The sequence below is a fragment of the Rhodococcus sp. OK302 genome, assembly GCF_002245895.1.
In the GTDB taxonomy this organism is placed as follows: domain Bacteria; phylum Actinomycetota; class Actinomycetes; order Mycobacteriales; family Mycobacteriaceae; genus Rhodococcus_F.
On sequence record NZ_NPJZ01000001.1, the window covers coordinates 3,144,599 to 3,168,805 of the forward strand.

Genomic DNA, 24,207 nt, shown 5'->3' on the forward strand with positions numbered 1-24,207 from the left:
GCCCGATGGTGCGCTGGTCCAATTGTCTTGGACCGGCGCGGCATTGGGCCGGAGTTGTTTTTCGGGTCCACCGGATCCCGCACAATTCTCGCCTACGAATTCGCCCGCGAAAGTGTCCACTATGTGGTATTGCCTACCGAGTTGTGGATACCGAGTCGGCGCGCACTAAACTACGGGGGGTTAAACCACCCCCACACCCACCTAATCAGGGAGTTTGCACGTGAGCCAGCCTGGCCGCCCCGTTGTTCTGATCGCCGACAAACTCGCGCCGTCCACAGTTGAGGCACTGGGCGACGGTGTGGAGGTGCGTTGGGTCGACGGACCCGACCGCGCTGCTCTGCTCGCAGCTGTGCCCGAGGCCGACGCGATTCTCGTACGTTCCGCCACCACCGTCGACGCCGAGGTTCTGGCCGCCGGCACCAAGCTGAAGATCATCGGCCGCGCCGGTGTCGGCCTGGACAACGTCGAGATCCCCGCTGCCACCGCGCGCGGCGTCATGGTCGTCAACGCACCGACATCCAACATTCACTCTGCTGCCGAGCATGCAGTTGCACTGCTCATGGCGACGGCTCGCCAGATTCCCGCCGCAGACAAGACCCTGCGTGAGAACACCTGGAAGCGAAGCAAGTTCAACGGCGTCGAGATCCGCGACAAGGTTGTCGGCGTCGTCGGCCTCGGCCGCATCGGCCAGCTGTTCGCTCAGCGTCTCGCCGCTTTCGAGACCACGATCATCGCGTACGACCCCTACTTGCCCGCAGCGCGCGCAGCGCAGCTCGGCATCGAACTGGTCACCATCGACGAGCTGGTCGAGCGCGCGGACTTCATCTCCGTGCACCTCCCTAAGACGAAGGAAACAGCCGGCCTGATCAACGCCGAGCGTCTTTCCCGCGCCAAGGACGGCGTCATCATCGTCAACGCCGCTCGTGGTGGCTTGATCGACGAAGACGCACTGTACGACGCACTGGTTTCCGGCAAGGTCGGCGGCGCCGGCCTCGACGTGTTCAACACCGAGCCGTGCACCGATTCCAAGCTCTTCGAGCTCGACAACGTTGTTGTCACCCCGCACCTCGGCGCTTCGACGTCCGAAGCTCAGGACCGCGCGGGCATCGACGTCGCCAAGAGCGTCCTCCTGGCACTCGCCGGTGAATTCGTTCCCGAGGCCGTCAACGTCTCCGGTGGTCCGGTTGGCGAAGAAGTAGCTCCGTGGCTCGAACTGGTCCGCAAGCTCGGTCTGCTCGCGGCGACGCTTTCTCCCGAGGCAGTCCAGACGGTTCAGGTTGTCGCCACCGGCGAGCTGTCCGCAGAAACCGTCGACATTCTCGGTCTCGCAGCTCTCCGCGGTGTCTTCTCCGCGAGCAGCGACGAAGCAGTCACGTTCGTCAACGCACCGGCTCTGGCCGAGCAGCGCGGCGTGACCGTGTCGGTCGAAAAGCACTCCGAGGCACTCGCTCACCGCAGCGCTGTCGAGGTTCGCGCGGTTGCCGCTGACGGCACCGTCACCTCCGTCACGGGTGCACTCACCGGCCTTCACCAGGTCGAGAAGATCGTCAACATCAACGGCCGCAGCTTCGATCTGCGCGCCGAGGGCCACAACATCATCGCGCACTACAGCGATCGTCCGGGTGTCCTCGGAATCCTCGGCACCGTTCTCGGCAACGCCGGCATCGATATCCTGGCTGCAGCACTGAGCCAGGACGCCGAAGGCGAAGGCGCAACGGTCATCCTCCGCGTCGACAAGGTAGTTGCCGATGCCGAGGTCGAGGCAATCATTTCGCAGCTCGATGCGCGTGTGGCTCAGGTAGACCTTTCCTGATTGTTGTTTCTCACTGTGCGCCTTTATTAACCGCCGGCGGTTAATAAAGGCGCACAGTTCTACAGATATGAGGATTCAATGAAGCTTGCGGTCATTCCCGGTGACGGAATCGGTGTCGAGGTCACAGCTGAAGCGCTCAAGGTGCTCGGCAAGTTGGTCCCCGATCTGGAGACCACCGAATACGATCTTGGTGCTCAGCGCTATAACGCCACCGGTGAACTGCTGCCGGCAGACGAGCTCGATCAGATTCGTCAGCACGACGCGATCCTGTTGGGCGCCATCGGCGATCCGCGGATCGTCGCGCCGGGCATCCTCGAGCGTGGACTGCTGCTCAACATGCGTTTCCAGCTCGATCATCACGTGAATCTCCGTCCGGCACAGCAGTACCCGGGATCCACGTCGCCGCTCGCTGCGCAGCCGGAGATCAACTTCGTCGTGGTTCGTGAAGGCACCGAAGGCCCGTACACCGGCAACGGTGGAGCGATCCGCGTCGGCACCGATCACGAAATCGCCACCGAGGTCTCGATCAACACGTGGTTCGGCGCCGAACGCGTCGTGCGTTACGCATTTGCGTTGGCGCAGACTCGGTCCAAGCACCTCACGCTGATCCACAAGACCAACGTGCTCTCCAACGCCGGAGCTATCTGGACCCGTGCAATGGAGACCGTCGGCGCGGAGTACCCGGATGTCGAGACCGCGTACTGCCACATCGACGCCGCCACCATCTACATGGTCACCGACCCGTCGCGCTTCGACGTCATCGTCACGGACAACCTGTTCGGTGACATCATCACCGACCTCGCCGGCGCTGTGACCGGTGGAATCGGTTTGGCCGCAAGCGGAAACATCGACGCGTCGGGCACCAATCCGTCGATGTTCGAGCCTGTGCACGGCAGTGCTCCGGACATCGCCGGCAAGGGAATTGCAGATCCGACGGCAGCGATCCTGTCGGCTGCACTCCTTCTGCGTCATCTAGGCCGCGAGGCCGACGCTGCTCGGGTCGAGGCTGTTGTTGCCGCTGACCTGGCTTCGCGCGGGGACGGTCCCATCTCCACGACGGAGATCGGCGACCGGATCACCGCAGCACTGTAGAGATTCGTTGTACGACTCTTCACGCGCGCAGGCCTTACGGCTTGTGCGCGTGAAGTCGTTTGCGCGGTCCCGATAGACTTGCACCCATGCGTCTTGGTCGAATTGCCAGTCCCGATGGTGTTGCGTTTGTCAGTATCGAAGGTGACGAGGATGCCCTCGTTGCCAAGGAAATTGCCGAGCACCCCTTCGGGAATCCCACCTTTACAGGCCGTAGTTGGCCACTAGCCGATGTGCGTCTTCTCGCGCCGATCCTTGCCAGCAAGGTGATCTGTATCGGCAAGAATTATGCGGATCATGTTGCCGAGATGGGCGGCGAGGCACCGGCCGATCCGGTGATCTTCCTCAAGCCGAATACCTCCATCGTGGGTCCGGGTGCGCCAATTGTATTGCCGCCCAGCTCAACCGAAGTGCATTACGAGGGTGAGCTCGCCATCGTCATCGGTCAGCCGTGCAAGGATGTTCCGGCTGCCAAGGCATTGAGCGTCGTCCTCGGTTACACCGTTGCCAATGACGTGTCGGCGCGCGATCACCAGCGTCATGACGGTCAGTGGACCCGAGCGAAGGGGCATGACACGTTCTGCCCGCTCGGTCCGTGGATCGAGACGGCGCTCGATCCGTCGGACCTCGATATCAAGACCGAGGTGAACGGTCAGGTGAAGCAGGACAGCAGCACTGCATTTTTGCTGCACGACATTCCCAAGATCATCGAATGGGTGTCTGCAGTGATGACACTGCTGCCGGGTGATGTCATTCTCACCGGTACTCCGGCAGGCGTCGGTCCGATCGTCGACGGTGACTCCGTCTCGGTGACCGTCTCCGGTATCGGCACGTTGACCAACCCGGTTATCGCCAAGCGCTGACGGCGCACGTTCAGAACGCTCGACCGGGGGATTCCCGGTCGAGCGTTTGTCGTATCAGGGTGGTTTGTGTTCGCTAGTTCGGATAGCTGAAAAGTCGCTCGAGTCCGAATTGGCTACTCTTTCTTGATGTAGCACGCATCACATCTTTGGTGGACGTTATTGAAATTTTAGATACCGACAAGGTGAGATAGTCACTTTACCTGCATCTTTAGGTTTAGTGATCTTCATATTGGTGACGAGTCGGGCAATTTAACTGTTCGGTAACATGACTTCCAATTCTGTAACGTCTGCCCGTAGTCTGACCGATAGCTGGATTGATACCGGTGGGGTATTCGTGAAGTTTCGGAAATGGAGGCGGTGGCCAATGGGTGCCTTTGCATCTGATCATCGAACTCGGTCACCGCGCCCGGCCAAGGCTGACGCGCCCGTGTGGCGGGATAAAAAGCGCTATTTGTGGCCACTGGGTCTACTGGTGCCGTTGAGTCCGTTCGCGGCCTGGTTCCTCGTGGAGAAGTTGAGCCTGGGCTTGTTCTGGGCCGTCGGGGCGTGGTTGATCGTCATCGTCATTCCGCTCATCGACTTGCTGGCCGGCGAGGACGGAAACAGTCCGCCGGACGACAAGATTCCCGAGTTGCAAGAGGATCGCTTCTACCGCTGGTGCACGTACCTGTTCCTTCCGCTGCAGTTCATCGGGCTCGTGTTCGCGTGCTGGTGCTGGGTGAACTCGCCGATGGCAGCGGGGGAGAAGTTCGCCCTCGCCATGACCGTCGGAGTTGTTGCCGGCGTCGGCATCAACGCGGCACATGAGATGGGTCACAAGAGTCAGAAGCTCGAGAAGTGGCTCGCAAAGATCGCGCTGGCCCAGTCCTTCTACGGGCATTTCTACGTCGAGCACAATCACGGGCATCACGTCCGGGTGGCAACCCCCGAAGACCCCGCGAGTTCGAGATACCGCGAGAATTTCTGGTTCTTCCTGCCGCGGAGCGTTTTCGGCGGTCTGCGCTCGGGTTGGCGGATCGAACGTGCCCGCCTCGAACGGCAGGGTCTGCGGACCTGGACGTACAAGAACAACATCCTCAATGCCTGGGCGATGAGCGTGGTGCTGTTCGGCAGTCTCATCGCAGTCTTCGGCTGGGAGATCGCACCGTGGCTTGCCGTGCAGGCGGTCGCCGGATTCACCTTCCTCGAAACCGCGAACTATCTCGAGCACTACGGTCTGCTGCGCGGCAAACGCGACGACGGTTCCTACGTTCGATGCTCGCCGGAAGACAGTTGGAACAGCGATCATGTGGTGAGCAACCTGTTCCTCTATCAGCTGCAGCGGCACAGTGATCACCACGCGAATCCGCGTCTGCGCTATCAAAGCCTGCGCAGCGCCCCGGATGCGCCGCAGTTGCCCGCCGGATATGCCGTCATGATCGTCTGTGCCTGGGTGCCGCCGCTGTGGCGCATGATCATGGACAAGCGACTCCTTGCGTACTACGACGGCGACACGAGCCGTATGAACACCCTTCCCGGGAGGGCTCGAGGCGGCCGCGAATCGAGATAGGTCGATCGGCGATCATCCAACTCGGGTGGTGCCAACGGCCGGTGTCACATCGAAGATCTGGGTATGGCCCACACCAATTCGGTATCTGACGCGTCCTACGAATTCATCGGCGGTTATCCGAGCTCTGCGACTACCGATCAAGCTCGCGACGACGCCTATCTGGCGCGTGCCCTTGTTGCCTATCGCTTCTGGTACCCGACCGTGTCGATCGAGGGAATCTTCAACGGCAACCGCGAAATTGGTTTCGACGACAACAAGGTGATGGGAATAGCTGCGACGACACCGCGGCAGGTGGGATTTACTCTCAACTCCGACACCCCTTACGGGGCTGCGGCGTTGGATCTTTCCGAAGGGCCGATGGTTGTCGAACTGCCGGCCGGTCCGTATATCGGTCTCGTCGACGACCATAACCATCGATGGATCACCGATCTGGGCATACCCGGACCTGACCACGGTGCCGGAGGTAAATATGCAATTCTCCCGCCTGACTACTCCGCGCCGGCGCCGATCGATCACCATGTCAGCCAGTCGAATTCCTACAAAGTGCTGCTAGCTGTCCGTGCTTTGCCGATCGGTGGAGACCTCGACGCGGCCATCGCAGCCCTGAGCAGAGTGAAGATCTATCGACTCGGCACCGACAAGCTGGCCGATGTGGTCGACACCAGCACCCGATCGATGGACAGCTCCTGCCTGCGATGGGAAGACAACCTCGAATTCTGGCGGGTACTCCACGGGATCCTCGAGGAAGAACCCGTTGTCGAGGAGTTCCGGCCCATGCATGGTTTGCTCACGACGCTCGGTATCGGAAAACGAACCTCGTTCGCACCCGGAGAACACGAAGCCGCCCTGCTGGCGAGTGCCGCTCGACAAGGGCGCGATCAAATGCTGGTGACGGCGTTTGCCGGTACCCGCGCCGATCAAGTGGCCTGGAACGATCGGCATTGGGAATGGGTGGGCCTGGTCCCCGACAATGCAGACTTCGAGACACCGGCGGGTATTGATCTCGAAGCTCGCGACCGGTGGTTCGTGCAGGCGATCGTGGCGTCTCCGGCGATGTTCAGGCGTGTCGAAGGCAGCGGATCGCTGTATTGGCTCGCTGCGCGCGACAACAGTGGAACCTATCTGGACGGCGGCCGGGACTACACGCTCACCGTCCCGTTGCCGGTGCCGGCCAAACTGTTCTGGTCCGTGACAATTTACGACGCACAGACGCGTTCACAAGTGCAGACATCGCAGAACAAGGGAGCGCTCAGATCTCTGTTCGAGCTGTCCTCGGAGCAGAACTCCACGGACGAGATCACTCTGCATTTCGGTCCGAACAAGCCGATGAACTCGGCGGATACCTGGTTGGAAACTGTTCCCGGTCGTGGATGGTTCGCGTATGTCCGTATCTACGGACCCGAAACGGCGGCATTCGACGGTAGCTGGCGCCCCGGAGACTTCACGCCGGCGCAATGAACCTTCCGGTCGCGAACGTTTGCGTAAGTCTTCGGGAAAACAAATGGCTGTCGGGACTAATCTGTACTACGACCATCCATCATCGCCGAGCCAAGTGAGCCATGACCAACAGCGAAGTACGCGTCCGTTTCTGTCCGTCACCTACCGGAACCCCGCATGTGGGTCTGGTGCGCACTGCCCTGTTCAACTGGGCGTTCGCACGACACCACGGTGGAGCCTTCGTGTTCCGCATCGAAGACACCGATGCCCAGCGAGACAGCGAAGAGTCCTATCAGGCAATCCTCGATGCCTTGCGTTGGCTCGGTCTGACCTGGGACGAGGGCCCGGAGGTCGGTGGGCCTCACGCTCCGTACCGCCAGTCGGAGCGTCGTGATCTGCATCTCGACGTCGTCGCAAAGCTGCGTGCAGCCGGTGAGGCCTACGAGTCGTTCTCGACCAACGAAGAGGTGGAAGCGCGGCACAAGGCGGCCGGACGCGACCCCAAACTCGGTTACGACAACTTCGATCGGGATCTCACCGACGAGCAGCGCGCGGCCTACATTGCCGAGGGTCGCCAGCCGGTAGTCCGTTTGCGAATGCCTGACCATGACCTGACGTGGAACGACCTGGTTCGCGGCGAGACCACGTTCAAGGCCGGAACCGTGCCGGACTTCGCGTTGACGCGCGGCAACGGCATTCCCCTCTACACACTGGTCAATCCTGTCGACGACGCATTGATGAAGATCACGCACGTTCTGCGCGGCGAAGACCTCCTCTCGTCGACTCCGCGTCAGTTGGCTCTGTACGAGGCGATGATCCGGATCGGTGTCGCGGACTTCACCCCGTCCTTCGGTCACCTTCCCTTCGTCATGGGCCAGGGCAACAAGAAGCTCTCCAAGCGTGACCCCGAGTCCAACCTGTTCATTCATCGTGACCGCGGGTTCATTCCCGAGGGCTTGCTCAATTACCTGGCATTGCTGGGCTGGAGCATTGCCGATGACCACGACGTCTTCTCGATCGACGAGATGGTGGCGGCGTTCGACATCTCCAAGGTCAACTCCAATCCGGCTCGGTTCGACCAGAAGAAGGCCGACGCGATCAACGCCGAGCACATCCGGTTGCTCGAGCCGGCTGACTTCGCGGCCCGTCTGAAGTCGTTCCTGGTCGACCAGGGTCACATCGGCGACGACGTGAACGAAGCAACGTTCACGGTCGCCGCAGACCTCGTCCAGACCCGCATCGTGGTTCTGTCCGACGCGTGGGATCTGCTCAAGTTCCTGTTCGTCGACGAAGCGTCGTTCGAACTCGATCCGGCCGCGGCAGCAAAGAACTTGAAGGAAGATGCGGGTCCGGTCTTGGATGCGTCTATTGCCGCGCTCGAGGCGATCGAGTCGTGGACGACAGCTGCTGTCGAGGAAGCACTCAAGAAGGCGCTCATCGAGGATCTGGAGCTCAAACCGCGCAAGGCGTTCGCGCCGGTGCGGGTGGCGATCACCGGCTCTCACATCAGCCCTCCGCTCTACGAGTCGATGGAACTGCTCGGTCGTGACGTGTCTATCGCCCGTTTGCGCGCCGGTAGGGCAGCGGTAACCGCCTAATTTGGGTGGTCTCCGGCCGAAAAAGGGTGAAAAAGTGGCTCTGACCATACGATTTGGTGTTTGGGGCAGGGGTACTGGTAATCTTCTTTTCGGCCGGAGACGAGCCGCCGAGCACAACAGCGAAGCGGAGCGAGCAAGGCCAAGCAAGACTGCAAGGCAGTAAGACAATGAAGTAATTCATTGGGGTATGGTGTAATTGGCAACACAGCGGTTTCTGGTACCGCCATTCTAGGTTCGAGTCCTGGTACCCCAGCGAAAATCCGGTCGATTTTGCAGCCGGACTCAAGCAAGCTAGGCTTGCTGAGCTTCCACAGAACAGCCCGCAAGGTTGCTCTTGAAGTGCAAAGAATAAAGCATGCGTAAAGCGTGTCCTGGCCCCGTCGTCTAGCGGCCTAGGACGCCGCCCTCTCAAGGCGGTAGCGCGGGTTCGAATCCCGTCGGGGCTACAAAAGAAAGACCCTCCAATCATTGATTGGAGGGTCTTTCTTATTGATACTGAAATCGAGTAAAAACAATCACCCCAGCCGAATCCGGCTGGGGTGATTGTCATCTCATACGTGTTTGTTCATCTCAGACGTATGGGGTGTGCGGCTTATCCGCTCTTGCGGCGGAATTCGCGCTTGTGGTCGGCGGAGCCGTGAGTGTTGTGGACTTTGGACTGACCGTCACGATGATCGGCCGACGTCGCATTGCCGTGGTTCTTGCGATCGAGTGCTTCGCGGAACTTGCGCTTGTTGGCCTCCGCTGGTGTTTCCGACTCCGGCGGGGTGCTGCTGTCCTGCTCGCTCATCTGTGTACTCCTTCGTTGCGGCCTGTTGGTGAAGCTTGGGGCCTGATGGTCAAGCTACGCCCTCATGGGCGGGAGCTGTAGACCCGGACAGCGGCATGGCCGGCATGCCGAGCTTGCGGTGATCCCACGACCGAGTGCGCGCGGGCACGAATCGCACCGCCACACGCTTGTGGAGCATGGCGTCGACAGCGGGGCGGAGATCCTCGGAATAGGGTCCGGTGTATCGCTCCCAGACACTGATACCCACGGCAAAAAGCGCCTCGGGGTCGTCGACGATTTCTCCGACGCCTTCCATCGAGACTCCGCGGAGGGTGTCGTAGGTGAGGCCGTCCTCGATCAGTATCGACATTCGGGAGTCGCGGCGAAGGTTTACAGCTTTCTGGGACTTCGCTTTTGTCTCGAACCAGATTTCGCCGTCCACGATCGCGAACCACATAGCGATGAGGTGAGGCATGCCGTCTGCGCTCAGCGTGGCCATCGTTGCGGTGCGGTTCTTTTCGACGAACTCCGAAATTTCGGAGTCTGTCATCGTGATCTGACTGCGCTGTTTCCCTGTCATAACGGCGTAGCTCTCCTCGATCGTCGTTGGGAGGTGCGGTTCCTGAAGTCCTTACTGTGGCACGGATTACATGATTACGTGTCCGATTACAGGCGCTTGTGCAGTGCTTCTGCCGCCGCGAGAAGATCGGCTGCCCATCGCGCACCCGGGCGTCGACCCATCCGGTCGATCGGTCCGGAAACCGAAATTGCCGCTACCACTGTGCCGGCCGAGTCCCGTACGGGCGCTGCCACGCTGGCGACTCCGGGTTCGCGTTCGGCTGCGCTCTGCGCCCAACCGCGCCGGCGGACTTCGAGAAGAACTCGCTCGCCGAAGGTTGCGTCGGCGAGAACAGTGCGCTGAGTCTGCGGATCTGCCCACGCGAGAAGGACCTTGGCGCCCGATCCGGCATTCATCGGCAGTCGTGCGCCGACCAGGACGGTGTCACGCAGACCGGTCGGTGGTTCCATCGACGCGACGCAGACGCGCTGCGTACCTTCGCGTCGATACAGTTGGACACTCTCGCCGGTGATCTCGCGTAACCGGGGGAGAATGAGACCCGCAGCGGCAATCAGAGGATCATTGGCAGTGGCAGCCAATTCGGCGAGTCCGGGACCGGGGCACCACAGGCCGTCGGAATCGCGGGCGAGGAGTCGATGGACTTCGAGGCCGACGGCGAGGCGGTGAGCCGTTGCCCTGGGTAGTCCTGTGCGCGCGCAGAGTTCGGTGAGGCTGCACGGTTCTTCGGCTACTGCATGAAGCACGCCCATTGCTTTGTCCAGCACGCCGATGCCGCTATGCTGTCTCATAGGTCGATACCAGTTTCTCGCATAGTGGGATAGTAGCGCATGATCTCCTACAGGTCACCAGCTTCCACTTCCGAGGATTAATGCGCAGCATGAAAAGTGTTGGGCTGTCGGACTTATCTTCACGCGCGGCGGGCCAGCCCGTAGTTCGTCGACGCGAGGCTACGTACAGAGGTGGAAGACATGGCACAGAAAGCACGCACTCTCGCCGAGAAGGTGTGGGACGACCACGTTGTCGTGAAGGGCGAAGGTCAGGCTCCCGACCTGATCTACATCGACCTTCACCTCGTCCATGAAGTGACGAGCCCGCAGGCATTCGACGGACTGAGGTTGGCGGGACGGAAGTTGCGTCGCCCCGACCTGACGATCGCCACCGAGGATCACAACGTCCCGACCGTCGACATCGACAAGCCGATTGCCGATCCCGTCTCCAAGACTCAGGTCGACACGCTGCGCCGAAATTGTGAGGAATTCGGAGTTCGCTTGCACCGCATGGGCGATCTGGATCAGGGGATCGTGCATGTCGTCGGACCGCAGCTCGGTCTGACGCAGCCGGGAACGACTGTCGTCTGTGGCGACTCGCACACCTCGACCCATGGCGCTTTCGGTGCTCTTGCAATGGGAATCGGCACCAGCGAGGTCGAGCATGTGATGGCGACACAGACACTGTCGTTGCGCCCCTTCAAGACAATGGCGATCACGGTTGACGGGGAACTGCAGCCCGGTGTCACGAGCAAGGACCTGATCCTCGCCGTCATCGCCAAGATCGGCACCGGCGGCGGGCAGGGATACGTTCTGGAATACCGCGGCGAAGCGATCCGCACATTGTCGATGGAAGCGCGTATGACCATCTGCAACATGTCGATCGAGGCCGGTGCCCGCGCCGGCATGATCGCACCGGACGAGATCACCTACGAGTTCATCAAGGGCCGCCCGCACGCGCCGACAGGCGCGGACTGGGATGCCGCAGTGACAGCGTGGGAGCAGTTGAAGACCGACGACGGAGCGGTATTCGACAACGAGGTTCGCATCGACGCGAGTTCGCTGACACCGTTCGTCACGTGGGGAACCAACCCGGGACAGGGTGCGCCGCTGGGTGATCGTGTGCCGAATCCGGAAGAGATCGTCGACGAGAACGAACGTCAGGCAGCCGAGAAGGCGCTCACCTACATGGGTCTCGACGCCGGAATGCCGTTGCGCGATATTTCCGTCGACACCGTTTTTGTCGGGTCGTGCACCAACGGACGAATCGAAGACCTCCGCGAGGTTGCGGGGGTTCTCGAGGGTCGCAGTGTGGCAGAAGGTGTTCGGATGCTGATCGTTCCCGGCTCCATGCGGGTCCGGGCGCAGGCCGAAAGTGAAGGCCTCGGAGACATCTTCGTAGCGGCGGGCGCGGAATGGCGTCAGGCCGGTTGCTCGATGTGCTTGGGCATGAACCCGGATCAGTTGGCGCCGGGCGAGCGTTCGGCATCGACCTCGAACCGGAATTTCGAAGGCCGACAAGGCAAAGGTGGCCGGACCCATCTGGTTTCACCGCTTGTCGCAGCCGCCACCGCAGTCCGTGGAACTTTGTCGGCACCGTCCGATCTGGTCTGACGTACCTACACAATCGAGGAGAATTTTCGATGGAATCCTTTACCACGCACAAGGGTATCGGCGTACCGATGCGACGCTCGAATGTCGATACCGACCAGATCATCCCCGCCGTTTACCTGAAAAGGGTGACGCGCACGGGATTCGAGGACGGACTGTTCGCCGGATGGCGTAGCGATCCGAACTTCATCCTCAATGTCGCGCCTTACGACAAGGGCAGTGTCCTCGTGGCCGGACCCGATTTCGGAACGGGATCCTCCCGGGAGCATGCCGTTTGGGCGCTATCCGACTTCGGTTTTCGGGTCGTGATCGCTTCGCGCTTCGCAGATATTTTTCGCGGAAACGCCGGAAAAGCGGGTCTGCTGGCGGCACAGGTCGAGCAGAGCGACGTCGAATTGCTGTGGAAGTTGCTCGACGAGCAGCCCGGACTCGAATTGGCTGTCGATCTCGAAAATCGGACAGTGACAGCCGGAACAACGGTGGTGCCCTTTACGATTGACGACTACACACGGTGGCGTCTGCTCGAAGGACTCGACGACATCGGGCTGACATTGCGGCAGGTAGAGGCGATTTCCGAGTTCGAAAAGTCAAGGCCTTCATGGAAACCGACTACCCTCCCGGCCCAAATTTCGCAGGGCTGAACGGAAATCGCCGATAGCGGCGAGAGAGAGAAATAGGTCACCATTTCGGTGTTACGTTGATTGAGAATTGGCGTGGCACATAGACTCTTGCCGTTATCAGGTTTACCGTAGTTCTCAGTCGGTCCTACGGTGGACCATTATTTGCGGAGGAATTTCAATGAACAAGGCAGAGCTCATCGATGTTCTGACTGAGAAGCTGGGTTCGGACAGGCGCACAGCAACCGATGCAGTGGAGCATGTCGTGGACACCATCGTCCGCGCCGTCCACCGTGGCGAGAGCGTGACGATCACCGGTTTCGGCGTCTTCGAACAGCGTCGTCGTGCGGCACGTGTCGCACGCAACCCGCGTACCGGCGAGACCGTCAAGGTCAAGCCGACGTCGGTTCCGGCTTTCCGTCCGGGTGCGCAGTTCAAGGCCGTTATCGCTGGCGGCCAGAAGCTTCCGGCCAGTGGCCCGGCAGTCAAGCGTGGCGTAGCCGCGCCGGCTACCAAGGCAGCAGCCAAGAAGGCAGCAGCCAAGAAGGCAGCAGCCAAGAAGACGGTAGCCAAGAAGGCTCCGGCCAAGGTTGCAGCCAAGAAGACGGTTGCCGCTAAGGCTCCCGCTAAGAAGGCTCCGGCCAAGGTTGCAGCCAAGAAGACGGTTGCCGCTAAGGCTCCCGCCAAGAAGACGGTTGCCGCTAAGGCTCCCGCCAAGAAGGCTCCGGCCAAGGTTGCAGCCAAGAAGACGGTTGCCGCTAAGGCTCCCGCCAAGAAGGCTCCGGCCAAGGTTGCAGCCAAGAAGGCTCCGGCCAAGGTTGCAGCCAAGAAGGCTCCGGCCAAGAAGGCTCCGGCCAAGCGCGCTTCCAAGTAGTCGCTTTCGGGTGAAATACCCGATGTAGTAAAAGAAGAGGCGCAGTCGCGATCGAAATCGCGACTGCGCCTCTTCTTTTGTATTCGGGGTTTGTGAATTCTTCTGCCGGTCAATACTTTGCGTAAGTACCTTTACGCGTTGGAGACTTTGGGGAGGGGGCTGTCGAGATGATCGGCTGCAACCAATTGGTCGCCGACGAAGGACAGCACCCAGGTGCTCGCTTTGCGGTTGCGTGCGGAGGGCAGTGTTACACCGGCTGATTGGCTCCACCAAGCCATCAGATCCGGAATGACGCCTCCTTGGCTGCAGATGACCGGTGTGCCGCCTGCAGACGCAATCTCGAGGATTCGCGCCCGGGCGGCCGCTGGATCCGCCTGGTAACCCTCTTCGCTCAGAAGGGGTTCCGCCGTAACCTCGACTCCCAGCGCTTCGGCGAGTGGCAACACTGTATCGATGCATCGTGTTCGGTCGGCGGCATAGACGGAGTCGGCGCCGAAGAGTCGTAGCTGACCTACCAATGCCGCGGCTTGTTCTTTGCCTGTGGCATCGAGAGGCCGAAGAGTGTCATCGCCGTTGTACCGCTTGCGACTTCCAGCCTTCGCATGACGTACCAGCAGGACCGTGCGGGTATCGGTCGGTACCGCGACGAAGCGGCGCAGGATCATCCGATCCATCGGATACGAGAGATGGTCCGGGACTTCATCGACAGGAAGCCAATGCAGTACGTCGACCTCGTTGTTCGCGCCGAACTCTCCGCCGACTGATTCAGCCGCCCAGTATTCGACTCGTTTCAGCTTGCGGTGCCCCGGAATCGGATAAGTGACACCGCCGAGATGACGACCGAGCCGAACATTCATCGACGTTTCTTCCTGAACTTCGCGAACAGCGGCTGTCAGGAAAGTCTCACCCGGATCCAGTTTTCCCTTGGGGAAGGACCAATCATCGTATTTGGGGCGATGAATGACTGCGATCTCGATCGACTGCGGATTATCGGGTGCCTTTCGCCATAACACTGCACCGGCGGCAAAGATATTTGCTTTCACAGGTTTGTCAGTCATGGTGATCGCGACCGTCAAGACCCGATGGAGGTACGACTTCGCATCAACGAATGTTGATGCTCGCGTACGTCCTCGCCGTGTTCGGGAGACGCAACCCAACTTCCGTCGGGATGCAGTACCCAGCAGCGGGTGCGGGGGTCGAGCGAGGAATCGAAGACTTCGCTCAACTGCCTGGCCAACTTCGGATCCTTGACCTGAACCATGACCTCGACGCGCCGATCGAGGTTGCGGTGCATCATGTCTGCGCTGCCGATCCAGAACTCGTCGGCGGCGCGGAAATGGAACATACGTGAATGCTCGAGGAATCGTCCGAGGATGGAACGGACTTCGATGTTGTCGCTGAGTCCCGGGACTCCCGGCTTGAGAGCGCAGATGCCGCGGACCACGATCTGAACCGGCACGCCGGCTTTGGAAGCGCGGTACAGCGCGTCGATTACCTGTTCGTCGACAAGCGCATTCGCCTTCATTCGAATTGCTGCGTCACGTCCGGCGAGTTTGTGCGCGATTTCCGCTTCGATGCGCTCGATGATTCCGCGTCGCACTCCGTAGGGAGCAACCAGAAGGTTCCGGTAGTCGGTCTTACGTGAGTAGCCGGTCAGGGAGTTGAAGAGGTCGGTGAGGTCGGCACCGACCTCCGGTGCGGCTGTGAACAATCCGACGTCCTCGTACAACCGCGCGGTCTTCGGATTGTAGTTTCCGGTTCCGATGTGGCAGTAACGACGGATGGTGGAGCCTTCACGCCGGACTACGAGGCACGTCTTGCAATGCGTCTTGAGTCCGACAAGTCCGTAGACGACATGCACGCCGGCCTGTTCGAGTTTGCGAGCCCACTTGATGTTGGCCTGCTCGTCGAAGCGAGCCTTGATCTCGACGAGAGCGACAACTTGCTTGCCGGCTTCGGCGGCGTCGATGAGTGCGTTGACGATCGGTGAATCACCGGATGTCCGGTAGAGGGTTTGTTTGATCGCGAGAACCTGCGGGTCGGCGGCAGCCTGCTCGATGAATCGCTGAACGCTGGTGGAAAACGAATCGTAAGGGTGGTGGACGAGAACGTCGCCGTCACGCAGTGTGGAGAACACGCTCTTCGGTGTTTCGCGTTCACCGAACGCGGGGTGCGTCGCGGGAACGAACGGTGCGTCCTTGAGGGCCGGTCGGTCGACGGCGTAAACCTGCCAGAGGCAAGACAAGTCGAGTAGACCCGAAACTTCGATGACATCGGCCGGGTCGACATCGAGTTCACGAAGCAACAATTCGAGCATGTGCTCGGTCATGTCGTCAGCCACTTCGAGTCGGACGGGAGATCCGAAACGACGGCGCGCGAGTTCACGCTCCAATGCCTGGAGGAGGTCCTCGTCGCGGTCCTCCTCGACCTCGAAGTCGGCGTTGCGCGTAATCCGGAACGCATGGTGTTCCACGATTTCCATGCCGGGGAACAAGACGTCGAGGTGCGCCGAGATCAGTTCTTCCATCGGAATGAACGAGTCGATCGTCGACGACGACGTCGTGCTCTTCACACGAACGAACCGGCCGACGTTGTCCGGTACCTTCACGCGGGCGAAGTGCTCGCCGCCGGTGACGGAATCCTTCACCGTCACTGCGAGGTTGAGACTGAGGCCACTGATGTAGGGGAACGGGTGCGCGTGGTCAACGGCCAATGGCGTGAGAACGGGGAACACCTGTTCGGTGAAATGAACCGACAGTCGCTCGTGATCGTCCTCGCTGAGATCGGACCACCGGACGATCGAGATTCCTTCTGCCGCTAGAGCCGGGCGGACGGATTCGAGAAAAACATGAGCGTGCTTGTCTGCGAGTTCCTGCGTCCGACGCGCGATCAATGCCAACTGTTCGCGCGGTGAAAGTCCGTCAGCGGAGCGGACGGACAGTCCGGTCTCGTCGCGGCGCTTGAGGCCGGCGACTCGAACCATGAAGAACTCGTCGAGGTTCGACGCGAAAATAGCCAGGAATTTTGCACGTTCCAGGAGGGGGAGCGACTCGTCGGCAGCCAAAGCAAGAACGCGGGCGTTGAAGTCGAGCCAACTCAGTTCACGATTGAGATAACGATCTTCGGGCAATCCTCCGAGGAGTTCGGCCGGAATTGCCTTGGTGGCGGCCGGCGGCGCGCTCGGAATGTGGGTGACTGAACCCGGAATCGGGGGTCGCACATGAACTGACGCAGCAGAAGGCTGATGCCCGTCCCCGGTTTCCGATGCGCCGGTGACAGTTCCGTCCGGGCTGCTGGTGCCTGTGTTGTTTGCGGACTTGCGGTGCTCGAGTGCTTCGCCGTTGCTCACACGTCGATCATCCCCTACAAGCGCGCGCTTCGACAATTGTCGACAAAGAAATTTACCGCGTGTTCGACGCAGTTCGGTTGAGCCGTTTCAAGGAAGCCCGTGTGGCAGGCCCGACGCCCAATGCGCGCACCGTTTCCAAGTCAGTCCCCGTATCGACATCCGTGCGAAGCCCCGGCCAATCTCCGATGAGTCGGCGCGCACCGGAATCTGTATGCCCACGAGCGGATTCGGGACCGAATCGTGGATCGAGAGGCAGATCGGGATCGCAAGAGAACAATGCCGCCGTACCGGTCCCGTGATGATCGACGACTATCGACCGCCCACCCGTTCGGGCGTCGGTGAGGGCTTCGAAAAGTTCGCCGGGCTGCAGCGACGGGAGATCAGCTTGTAATACAACGAGATCCACTCGGCCGGACTCGGCGCGAATGTGGGTTGCCGCCGCGCTGAGAGCGGAATTGAGAGAGCTCTCCTTGCCCCACGCCTGACTCGTTCCGAGCGCCTCACTGCGCTGCGACGCAGTCGGGTCGGCGTACACGTGAACGCCCGCCGCGTAGGCAAGTGCGGCAACCGTCGGATCCGGCGTGACAACAGTTACTCCGTCGATAGCGGCGACGTCGGAGACCGCGGCAAGAGTGTCGTGGAGCATCGCCAGCACCAGATCGGCACGTGCGTCGGCATCGAGCTCGGTGGCCAGCCGGGACTTCGCGGATCGGAGGTCCTTGACCGCGACGATGGCATGCATGGGGCGACGCCCTGACGGGACGGGTAGAGGCCGACTCTCCGATCTCGGCGTGCTCGGCTCTACTGTGCTCATACTGCGATCTTGCCAGTCGCCTCCGGATATGTCTGTCGCCGCCTGCTCCGAGCATGCCTGTCGCTACCTGCCGAGCCGGGGCGTCGACCGCCCTGACCGGGGGACTGGCGATAGTCTGTGCACACGATTTCTTTGCTGGTCGCAACATAACCGGCGTCTTGACGAACGTCACGAGGGGTAGACGAGGTGACTGTGTGAGTAAAGCAGCAGTATTGGGCGCAGGTTCATGGGGAACGGCACTGGCCAAGGTCATGGCCGAGGCAGGCACCGACGTGACGATGTGGGCGCGGCGAGCGGAAGTCGCCGCCCGGATCAACGACGCGCACGAGAACAGTGACTATCTTCCCGGCATCGCCCTACCCGAGTCCATCCGGGCGACGGACCGGCACGAGGACGCGATGGAGGGGGCCGACTTCATAGTTCTGGCCGTGCCGTCGCAGTCTCTCCGAGGAAATTTGGAGGGGTGGAAGGATTCGATCGGGCCGGATGCAACTCTGCTCAGTCTGGCAAAGGGAATCGAAACCGGCACCCTGATGCGGATGAGTCAGGTGATCGTGTCGGTCACCGGTGTCGAGCCCGGTCGTGTCGCCGTGTTGTCGGGACCGAACCTGGCGTTCGAGATCGCCAGTCGGCAGCCCGCTGCTACGGTCATTGCGTGCTCGGATTCATCGCGGGCGTTGGCTCTTCAAAATGCTTGCGCAACAGGATATTTCAGGCCATACACAAATTCCGACGTGATCGGCTGCGAGATCGGCGGGGCCTGCAAGAACGTGATCGCGTTGGCCTGCGGCATGGCTGCCGGTAGTGGATACGGCGACAATACGATTGCCAGCATCATCACCCGCGGTCTGGCTGAGACAATCCGCTTGGGAGTTGCGCTCGGCGCCAAGGCGTCGACTCTCGCCGGTCTCGCGGGAATCGGCGATTTGGTTGCAACCTGTACATCGGACCTCTCACGAAACCGTACTTTCGGTGAACGGCTGGGGCGCGGCGGTTCGATGGAATCGGCGCAGAAAGCAACCAACGGACAGGTTGCCGAAGGCGTGAAATCTTGTACGTCGGTGCGCGCGCTCGCTGCAGGCTACGACGTCGAGATGCCGTTGACCGACGCAGTCCACCGGGTCTGCCACGAAGGCATGGCCGTCAGTGATGCCATCGGTCAGTTGCTCGGGCGTCGGACCAAACCTGAATGACAGCAGCCGACGGCTACGGTGATTCCACCCGGTGCGTGAGCGGGGTCGCCGGTCCACACGCGCCGGGTCAGCCGATGCAGGTCGGTCCGGTATTTGCTGCGCCGTATCAGCTTTCGGCCGACGAGGGCTCCGAAGAAGATACGTATGCGCGGGCCTCCCATCCGGGGTGGCGGGCACTCGAAGCTGTGCTCGCCAACCTCGAAGGTGCCGATCGCGCAGTCGTGACGGGGTCGGGGATGTCCGCCGTCACGATCACGTTGCGAAGCCTGCTGACGTCCGGGGATACCGTCGTCGTGCCTTCGGACGGCTACTACCAGGTGCGTCTGTACGCCGACGAGGCGTTGGCTCCCCTGGGAATCGGTGTCCGCGAGGTGTCGACGCCCGCGATGGGTGATCCGGGTTTCGCGAATCTTCTGGCGTCGCTGCCGGGGCGAGTGGTGGTCGTCGCGGAGACGCCGTCCAACCCCGTGCTCGATGTCGTGGATCTGCGCGCGCTGGGGCAGGTGTGTCATGCGTCGGGTGCAGTTCTGGTGGTGGACAACACCACTGCCACACCGCTTGGTCAGCGTCCATTGGAGTTGGGCGCGGATGTCGTCGTGGCCAGCGGAACGAAGACACTGAGCGGGCACAGTGACCTGTTGATGGGATACGTCGCAACGTCCGATGCCGATATAGCCGCGAAGATCGAACGCGAGCGAACGCTGTCCGGAACCGTGCTCGGTCCGTTCGAGACGTGGCTCGCTCATCGCAGCCTCGGGACGGCCGGCCTTCGGTTCGGTCGACAATGTGAGAACGCGCAAGCACTTGCCGAGATGCTGGCGCAGCATCCGGCTGTGCGGTCGGTGCGCTATCCCGGGTTGGCTAACGACCCTTCCTTCGACATCGCGTCGACCCAGATGAGTCGGTTCGGCGGCCTCGTCAGTATCGAGCTGGAATCTGCGTCGGCGTTCCATGCGTTTGTCGAGGCCAGCAAACTTGTGTCCTCGGCCACCAGTTTCGGTGGCATTCATACGACGGCTGATCGGCGGGCGAGGTGGGGTGATCGTGTCAGTGAGGGGTTTGTCCGGATCTCGTGCGGCATCGAGGACACCGCCGATTTAATCGCTGATGTCGAGCGCGCGCTTACCGGGCGTCCGTTCGGTCCGTAGATTCAGAGCCTCCCGCGCGCATGCCGAACGCTATTCGACGGTACGGTTTGACGCGTGAATAACAGCCGTACCCGCGTAGCCGTGATCTTCGGTGGCCGGAGCAATGAACATTCTGTGTCCTGCGTCTCGGCAGGAAGCGTCCTGCGCCATCTCGATCCGGAGCGGTACGAGGTCGTGCCCATCGGAATCACCACTGACGGTGCCTGGGTCCTGGGCTCGACGGACCCCGAGTCGCTGGCCATCAATGGACGTGAGTTGCCGACCGTCGACAAAAACGGAACCGGCGTCACACTGACCGCTGATCCCACCCGGGCCGGTGCTGTGCTGGCACTCGACGGAGCCGATGCCGGTGCCGTACTGGCAACCGTCGACGTCATCTTCCCGGTACTGCACGGCGCCTACGGCGAAGACGGAACCATTCAGGGGCTGCTGGAAATGGCCGGCATTCCCTACGTCGGACCCGGCGTCCTGGCGAGCGCGGCCGGAATGGACAAGGAATTCACGAAGAAGCTCCTCGCAGCCGAAGGCCTTCCCGTCGGCGTGCAGGTTGTTCTGCGCCCGGGAACAGCAACTCTGACAGCAGAGCAGAAAGAGCAATTGGGCCTACCGGTCTTCGTCAAGCCGGCACGTGGTGGATCATCCATCGGCATTACCCGAGTGACCGGTTGGGACGGACTCGACAACGCTATCGCCCACGCTCGCCTGCACGACCCCAAGGTAATCATCGAAGGCGCGATCGTAGGGCGCGAAGTCGAGTGCGGTGTTCTCGAATTCCCGAATGGCGACGTCAAGGCGAGCGTAGTTGCCGAGATCCGAATGCCGGCCGACGACGCAGACTCCGACGCGTTCTACGACTTCGACACCAAATATCTTGACGACGTCTGCGAGTTCGACGTACCCGCCGTCCTTGACCCCGCCGTCAGCGATCAGATTCGAGAGATGGCTGTTCGGGCGTTCGCCGCACTCGACTGCCAGGGACTCTCGCGAGTGGATTTCTTTGTCACCGAAAACGGCCCGGTGATCAACGAGATCAACACCATGCCCGGATTCACCTCCATCTCGATGTACCCGAAGATGTGGAAGGCGACCGGAATCGATTACGGCACTTTGCTTTCAGCGCTGGTCGATACCGCACTTGCGCGCGGTACCGGCCTGCGCTGAATGGGCCGGACCGGCCTGCGCTGAATGGGCCGGACCGGCCTGCGCTAAGCGCTCTTAGGGCACCGCGATCGGCGCCGGGTCCAGAGGTTGTTGCGGCAGCGTCGCGGAGATGGTGTCCGAGAACTCCTGGATCGGCGTCGGGCCGTTTCCGTCGGGAACGGTGATTCCGATGTACTCACCGCGGTCCACCGCAAACCAGGTGCTGGCGGCCAAACCGATGTCGGTTCCCGAGACCTGGAACCACTGGACACCGTTCACAACCTGCAGTGCTGCGGCCTGATCGAACTCGGCCGGTCGGTCGAGTCCGCAGCGCAGGACGATCGGTTCGCTCTCGCTGCGCTGCCAGGCTGCGGCACCGGCAGGGGATGGTTCTACGAGTTCGGCGCGTTCGAAGTCGCCGATGGTCTCGGGGAGTGCCCCGAGAAGTGATACGCAGGCAGCCGAATCTGCAGTGGGGGCCGGAACCGGGCCCAAGGCCACGGGTTCGAGTTCGGGATTCTTACCGGCGACGACGGCAGCAATCACCAAACCGATGATCAATGCCACCGGAAGCGCGGTAGCGGTGGCGATCAATGCCGGGCTACGACGTTCGACTTCTTCGGCATTCTCTTCGGGGGACGTGTTTTCAGACATGCTCAGTTCTTCGCTCGGTTCCAGGTTCGGATAGGTTTAAGCCACAGCTTTGAAGGTACCGCAGGCCGTTTTCATCGGAACTGCGCCGGCACTTGGGAGAGCCCATCTCGTCATCAGGATCGACCCCGAGCGAACACGCACGAACAGTGGCCGACGTGGGGGAGTTCGGTGTCATCGCACGCTCACTCGAGGGCCGAATTCAGCCGCTCACGACGGAGCTGGGTCCGGGTGACGATGCGGCGATCGTCACTGCTGCCGACGGTCGCGTCGTCATCTCTTCGGACATGCTGGTCGAGGGCAGGCATTTTCGGCTGGATTGGTCCTCGCCTCGAGACGTCGGGCGTAAAGCGGTGGCGCAGAATGCTGCCGACGTTGTCTCGATGGGGGCTCGGGCAACGGCGTTCACGGTATCCATCGGCTGTCCACCGTCGACTCCGATCGACATCGTGGACGGGATCTCTGCCGGAATCTGGGACGCTGCAACAGATCTGGGCGCCGGGGTTGTCGGTGGTGACCTGGTTCAGTCGCAGGAAATTGTGGTGTCGGTGACAGTTCTCGGGGATCTGGGGGGAGGCCAGGCCGTAACTCGCTCGGGAGCGCAGGTCGGTGATCGTGTCGCCGTTTCCGGTCTGTTCGGTTGTTCTGCAGCGGGATTGGCGCTTCTCCTGGCCGAGCGTCGAACCTTTCCGGATCTGTTGGCGAGGCACCGGGTTCCGCAACCGCCCTACCAATCTGCTTGGGCTGCAGCCGGCACGGCCCATGCCATGACGGACATCTCGGACGGACTGATCGCTGATCTTCGTCACCTGGCGACTGCGTCCGGCGTACAGGTCCGAATCGATTCGAGTTCCGTCCCAACGTCTCCGGAAGTGGCCGACGCGGCAGCGACATTGAATGTCGATCCGCTGGAATGGATTCTGTCCGGTGGTGAAGATCACGGATTTGCAGCCACGTTTGCGCCCGACTGTGAACTGGCGACTGGTTGGACTGTGATCGGGGACGTCGTGGCCGGTTCCGGTGTTGTGGTGGACGGCGCCCTTCGGCCCTCGGGCGGCGGCTGGAACAGCTTTTCTGCCACCGGCGCCCCCTCGGTATAGGTTCTCTTCATGGCTGTTTATGCACTAGGAGACAAAGTTCCGGACATTCACCCGGAGGCATACGTGCACCCGGATGCGGTGGTCATCGGGAACGTGAAACTTGCGGCGGGTACATCGATCTGGCCGCAGGCTGTTTTGCGCGGCGACTACGGAACAATTTCCGTCGGTGCCGGATCGAACATTCAGGACGGCACTGTGATTCACTGCACTGCCACTGACCCCACGATCATCGGGGCGGGATGTGTTGTGGGCCATAACGCCCACATCGAAGGCTCCGTCATCGGTGATGGTTGTCTGATCGCATCGGGATCGATCGTCCTCAACCGATCAGTGATCGGAGCGGGTTCGATAGTCGGGGCCGGCGCCGTGATCGCGCGAGGCTTCGAGGTTCCGCCGCGCAGTATGGCTTTGGGCGTACCGGCCAAGATTCGGGAAGGTTACGAGGTTCCCTTGGGGCACCTCGAATCCAACGTGGCGATGTACTCCGCCAATGCTGCGCACTATCGAGACGCATTGCGCAGGATCGACTGATGGTGCCGCTCACAGACCTTATGGATCCCGGGTGGGCCACTGCGCTCGAACCTGTTTCGGAGCAGATCTCGGCGATGGCCGATTTCTTGGATGGCGAGATCGCCGCCGGGCGAGAGTATCTGCCGCGACGTGAGAACGTCCTGCGCGCGTTCACAAATCCGTTCGACGACGTCAAAGTGCTGATTGTCGGCCAAGATCCGTATCCGACCCCCGGTCATGCTGTGGGTCTGAGTTTCTCGGTGGCCCCGGACGTGCAACCCATCCCGCGGAGCCTGACCAATATCTACAAGGAATATCACCAGGATCTATCACTGCCGATTCCTGACAACGGAGACTTGACGCCGTGGTCGAATCAGGGTGTGTTGCTTCTCAATCGAGTGCTCACAGTAGCTCCAGGGTTGGCAGCATCACATCGGAAGAAGGGGTGGGAGCCGGTGACGGAGCAGGCGATTCGCGCACTTGTGGCCCGGACCACACCGATGGTGGCAATTCTGTGGGGTCGCGACGCGGCAACTCTGGCACCGCTACTCGGTGATACACCCATCATCGAATCTGCGCACCCGTCACCGCTTTCGGCGTCGCGAGGGTTTTTCGGATCGCGTCCGTTCAGTCGGGCAAATCAACTGCTGACCGATCGGGGTGCCCAGCCGGTCGACTGGAATCTGGGATCGACCGCAGGCGTGACCGAACCGCTGTGGTGAGAGGGTTCGGTCA

General features: G+C 61.3%; 22 protein-coding genes and 2 tRNA genes. 17 read left to right on the forward strand and 7 right to left on the reverse strand.

Annotated features, from left to right (window positions below):
• The first annotated feature begins 220 nt into the window (after positions 1-220).
• The 8 genes from serA (at position 221) to BDB13_RS14475 (ending at position 8,795) form a co-directional block, all read left to right on the forward strand.
• Positions 221-1,813, forward strand: coding sequence for a phosphoglycerate dehydrogenase (gene serA, locus BDB13_RS14440; RefSeq protein WP_094272241.1), 1,593 nt, complete (start codon positions 221-223; stop codon positions 1,811-1,813).
• 78 nt (positions 1,814-1,891) lie between these two features.
• The gene (locus BDB13_RS14445) at positions 1,892-2,905 is read left to right on the forward strand and encodes a 3-isopropylmalate dehydrogenase (protein ID WP_094272242.1); all 1,014 of its coding nucleotides are present in this window, start codon (positions 1,892-1,894) and stop codon (positions 2,903-2,905) included.
• 86 nt (positions 2,906-2,991) lie between these two features.
• Entirely contained in the window at positions 2,992-3,765 is a 774-nt protein-coding gene (locus BDB13_RS14450; protein ID WP_094272243.1) for a fumarylacetoacetate hydrolase family protein, read from the forward strand.
• Positions 3,766-4,129: 364 nt separating this feature from the next.
• Positions 4,130-5,314: an alkane 1-monooxygenase gene (locus BDB13_RS14455; protein WP_094272244.1), complete on the forward strand. Its 1,185-nt coding sequence runs from the start codon at positions 4,130-4,132 to the stop codon at positions 5,312-5,314.
• 63 nt (positions 5,315-5,377) lie between these two features.
• On the forward strand, positions 5,378-6,772 hold the full coding sequence (locus BDB13_RS14460) for a DUF1214 domain-containing protein (RefSeq protein ID WP_094272245.1): 1,395 nt from the start codon (positions 5,378-5,380) through the stop codon (positions 6,770-6,772).
• Positions 6,773-6,873: 101 nt separating this feature from the next.
• Entirely contained in the window at positions 6,874-8,349 is a 1,476-nt protein-coding gene (gene gltX, locus BDB13_RS14465; protein WP_094272246.1) for a glutamate--tRNA ligase, read from the forward strand.
• 181 nt (positions 8,350-8,530) lie between these two features.
• Positions 8,531-8,602 (forward strand) — tRNA-Gln (locus BDB13_RS14470).
• Between the two features lie 120 nt (positions 8,603-8,722).
• Positions 8,723-8,795 (forward strand) — tRNA-Glu (locus BDB13_RS14475).
• 146 nt (positions 8,796-8,941) lie between these two features.
• Here the strand turns inward: BDB13_RS14475 and BDB13_RS14480 are convergent.
• The 3 genes from BDB13_RS14480 to BDB13_RS14490 all read right to left on the reverse strand — a co-directional run bounded on the left by BDB13_RS14480 (position 8,942) and on the right by BDB13_RS14490 (position 10,486).
• Positions 8,942-9,139: a DUF5302 domain-containing protein gene (locus BDB13_RS14480; protein ID WP_094272247.1), complete on the reverse strand. Its 198-nt coding sequence runs from the start codon at positions 9,137-9,139 to the stop codon at positions 8,942-8,944.
• 49 nt (positions 9,140-9,188) lie between these two features.
• Positions 9,189-9,698, reverse strand: coding sequence for a pyridoxamine 5'-phosphate oxidase family protein (locus BDB13_RS14485; protein ID WP_094272248.1), 510 nt, complete (start codon positions 9,696-9,698; stop codon positions 9,189-9,191).
• Between the two features lie 86 nt (positions 9,699-9,784).
• Positions 9,785-10,486, reverse strand: coding sequence for an IclR family transcriptional regulator (locus BDB13_RS14490; protein WP_094272249.1), 702 nt, complete (start codon positions 10,484-10,486; stop codon positions 9,785-9,787).
• A 171-nt stretch (positions 10,487-10,657) separates the two neighbouring features.
• Here BDB13_RS14490 and leuC point away from each other — a divergent pair, with 171 nt between their 5' ends.
• The 3 genes from leuC to BDB13_RS14505 all read left to right on the forward strand — a co-directional run bounded on the left by leuC (position 10,658) and on the right by BDB13_RS14505 (position 13,567).
• Entirely contained in the window at positions 10,658-12,079 is a 1,422-nt protein-coding gene (leuC, locus tag BDB13_RS14495) for a 3-isopropylmalate dehydratase large subunit (RefSeq protein WP_094272250.1), read from the forward strand.
• Positions 12,080-12,108: 29 nt separating this feature from the next.
• The gene (leuD, locus tag BDB13_RS14500) at positions 12,109-12,717 is read left to right on the forward strand and encodes a 3-isopropylmalate dehydratase small subunit (RefSeq protein ID WP_094272251.1); all 609 of its coding nucleotides are present in this window, start codon (positions 12,109-12,111) and stop codon (positions 12,715-12,717) included.
• 157 nt (positions 12,718-12,874) lie between these two features.
• Entirely contained in the window at positions 12,875-13,567 is a 693-nt protein-coding gene (locus BDB13_RS14505; RefSeq protein WP_094272252.1) for an HU family DNA-binding protein, read from the forward strand.
• Positions 13,568-13,698: 131 nt separating this feature from the next.
• Here the strand turns inward: BDB13_RS14505 and BDB13_RS14510 are convergent, their stop codons facing one another.
• The 3 genes from BDB13_RS14510 to cofC all read right to left on the reverse strand — a co-directional run bounded on the left by BDB13_RS14510 (position 13,699) and on the right by cofC (position 17,658).
• The gene (locus BDB13_RS14510) at positions 13,699-14,625 is read right to left on the reverse strand and encodes an NUDIX hydrolase (protein WP_094274921.1); all 927 of its coding nucleotides are present in this window, start codon (positions 14,623-14,625) and stop codon (positions 13,699-13,701) included.
• A gap of 14 nt (positions 14,626-14,639) precedes the next feature.
• Complete coding sequence (locus tag BDB13_RS14515; RefSeq protein WP_441347234.1) at positions 14,640-16,787, reverse strand: RNA degradosome polyphosphate kinase; 2,148 nt, start codon at positions 16,785-16,787, stop codon at positions 14,640-14,642.
• 181 nt (positions 16,788-16,968) lie between these two features.
• Positions 16,969-17,658, reverse strand: a complete 690-nt coding sequence (gene cofC, locus BDB13_RS14520) for a 2-phospho-L-lactate guanylyltransferase (protein ID WP_094272254.1) — start codon at positions 17,656-17,658, stop codon at positions 16,969-16,971.
• A 266-nt stretch (positions 17,659-17,924) separates the two neighbouring features.
• On the opposite strand from cofC, the gene BDB13_RS14525 reads away from it, so the two are divergent.
• Genes BDB13_RS14525 through BDB13_RS14535 form a run of 3 tightly spaced genes read left to right on the forward strand, consistent with a single transcriptional unit; the run spans position 17,925 to position 21,232 of the window.
• Positions 17,925-18,923, forward strand: a complete 999-nt coding sequence (locus BDB13_RS14525; protein ID WP_094272255.1) for an NAD(P)H-dependent glycerol-3-phosphate dehydrogenase — start codon at positions 17,925-17,927, stop codon at positions 18,921-18,923.
• The gene (locus BDB13_RS14530; RefSeq protein ID WP_094272256.1) at positions 18,920-20,071 is read left to right on the forward strand and encodes a cystathionine gamma-lyase; all 1,152 of its coding nucleotides are present in this window, start codon (positions 18,920-18,922) and stop codon (positions 20,069-20,071) included. Before BDB13_RS14525 ends, BDB13_RS14530 begins: the two co-directional genes overlap by 4 nt.
• 54 nt (positions 20,072-20,125) lie before the next feature.
• A complete protein-coding gene (locus tag BDB13_RS14535; protein WP_094272257.1) occupies positions 20,126-21,232 on the forward strand; it encodes a D-alanine--D-alanine ligase family protein in 1,107 nt (368 codons plus the stop codon).
• A 54-nt stretch (positions 21,233-21,286) separates the two neighbouring features.
• Here BDB13_RS14535 and BDB13_RS14540 read toward each other — a convergent pair whose 3' ends face one another.
• On the reverse strand, positions 21,287-21,865 hold the full coding sequence (locus BDB13_RS14540) for a DUF3515 domain-containing protein (RefSeq protein WP_094272258.1): 579 nt from the start codon (positions 21,863-21,865) through the stop codon (positions 21,287-21,289).
• 104 nt (positions 21,866-21,969) lie between these two features.
• Here BDB13_RS14540 and BDB13_RS14545 point away from each other — a divergent pair, with 104 nt between their 5' ends.
• Genes BDB13_RS14545 through BDB13_RS14555 form a run of 3 tightly spaced genes read left to right on the forward strand, consistent with a single transcriptional unit; the run spans position 21,970 to position 24,194 of the window.
• Complete coding sequence (locus BDB13_RS14545) at positions 21,970-22,962, forward strand: thiamine-phosphate kinase (RefSeq protein WP_094274922.1); 993 nt, start codon at positions 21,970-21,972, stop codon at positions 22,960-22,962.
• A gap of 9 nt (positions 22,963-22,971) precedes the next feature.
• On the forward strand, positions 22,972-23,493 hold the full coding sequence (locus tag BDB13_RS14550; RefSeq protein WP_094272259.1) for a gamma carbonic anhydrase family protein: 522 nt from the start codon (positions 22,972-22,974) through the stop codon (positions 23,491-23,493).
• Positions 23,493-24,194, forward strand: coding sequence for a uracil-DNA glycosylase (locus tag BDB13_RS14555; protein ID WP_094272260.1), 702 nt, complete (start codon positions 23,493-23,495; stop codon positions 24,192-24,194). The genes BDB13_RS14550 and BDB13_RS14555 overlap by 1 nt, the downstream gene beginning before the upstream one ends.
• The last annotated feature ends 13 nt before the right edge of the window (positions 24,195-24,207 follow it).

What these genes read in the sequence shown, in the direction of transcription:
- BDB13_RS14445 (WP_094272242.1), top strand. Translation starts at nt 1,892, where the DNA reads ATGAAGCTTGCGGTCATTCCCGGTGACGGAATCGGTGTCGAGGTCACA.
- BDB13_RS14450 (WP_094272243.1), top strand. Translation starts at nt 2,992, where the DNA reads ATGCGTCTTGGTCGAATTGCCAGTCCCGATGGTGTTGCGTTTGTCAGT.
- BDB13_RS14455 (WP_094272244.1), top strand. Translation starts at nt 4,130, where the DNA reads ATGGGTGCCTTTGCATCTGATCATCGAACTCGGTCACCGCGCCCGGCC.
- BDB13_RS14460 (WP_094272245.1), top strand. Translation starts at nt 5,378, where the DNA reads ATGGCCCACACCAATTCGGTATCTGACGCGTCCTACGAATTCATCGGC.
- gltX (WP_094272246.1), top strand. Translation starts at nt 6,874, where the DNA reads ATGACCAACAGCGAAGTACGCGTCCGTTTCTGTCCGTCACCTACCGGA.
- BDB13_RS14480 (WP_094272247.1), bottom strand. Translation starts at nt 9,139, where the DNA reads ATGAGCGAGCAGGACAGCAGCACCCCGCCGGAGTCGGAAACACCAGCG.
- BDB13_RS14485 (WP_094272248.1), bottom strand. Translation starts at nt 9,698, where the DNA reads ATGACAGGGAAACAGCGCAGTCAGATCACGATGACAGACTCCGAAATT.
- BDB13_RS14490 (WP_094272249.1), bottom strand. Translation starts at nt 10,486, where the DNA reads ATGAGACAGCATAGCGGCATCGGCGTGCTGGACAAAGCAATGGGCGTG.
- leuD (WP_094272251.1), top strand. Translation starts at nt 12,109, where the DNA reads ATGGAATCCTTTACCACGCACAAGGGTATCGGCGTACCGATGCGACGC.
- BDB13_RS14505 (WP_094272252.1), top strand. Translation starts at nt 12,875, where the DNA reads ATGAACAAGGCAGAGCTCATCGATGTTCTGACTGAGAAGCTGGGTTCG.
- BDB13_RS14510 (WP_094274921.1), bottom strand. Translation starts at nt 14,625, where the DNA reads ATGACTGACAAACCTGTGAAAGCAAATATCTTTGCCGCCGGTGCAGTG.
- cofC (WP_094272254.1), bottom strand. Translation starts at nt 17,658, where the DNA reads ATGCATGCCATCGTCGCGGTCAAGGACCTCCGATCCGCGAAGTCCCGG.
- BDB13_RS14530 (WP_094272256.1), top strand. Translation starts at nt 18,920, where the DNA reads ATGACAGCAGCCGACGGCTACGGTGATTCCACCCGGTGCGTGAGCGGG.
- BDB13_RS14540 (WP_094272258.1), bottom strand. Translation starts at nt 21,865, where the DNA reads ATGTCTGAAAACACGTCCCCCGAAGAGAATGCCGAAGAAGTCGAACGT.
- BDB13_RS14550 (WP_094272259.1), top strand. Translation starts at nt 22,972, where the DNA reads ATGGCTGTTTATGCACTAGGAGACAAAGTTCCGGACATTCACCCGGAG.
- BDB13_RS14555 (WP_094272260.1), top strand. Translation starts at nt 23,493, where the DNA reads ATGGTGCCGCTCACAGACCTTATGGATCCCGGGTGGGCCACTGCGCTC.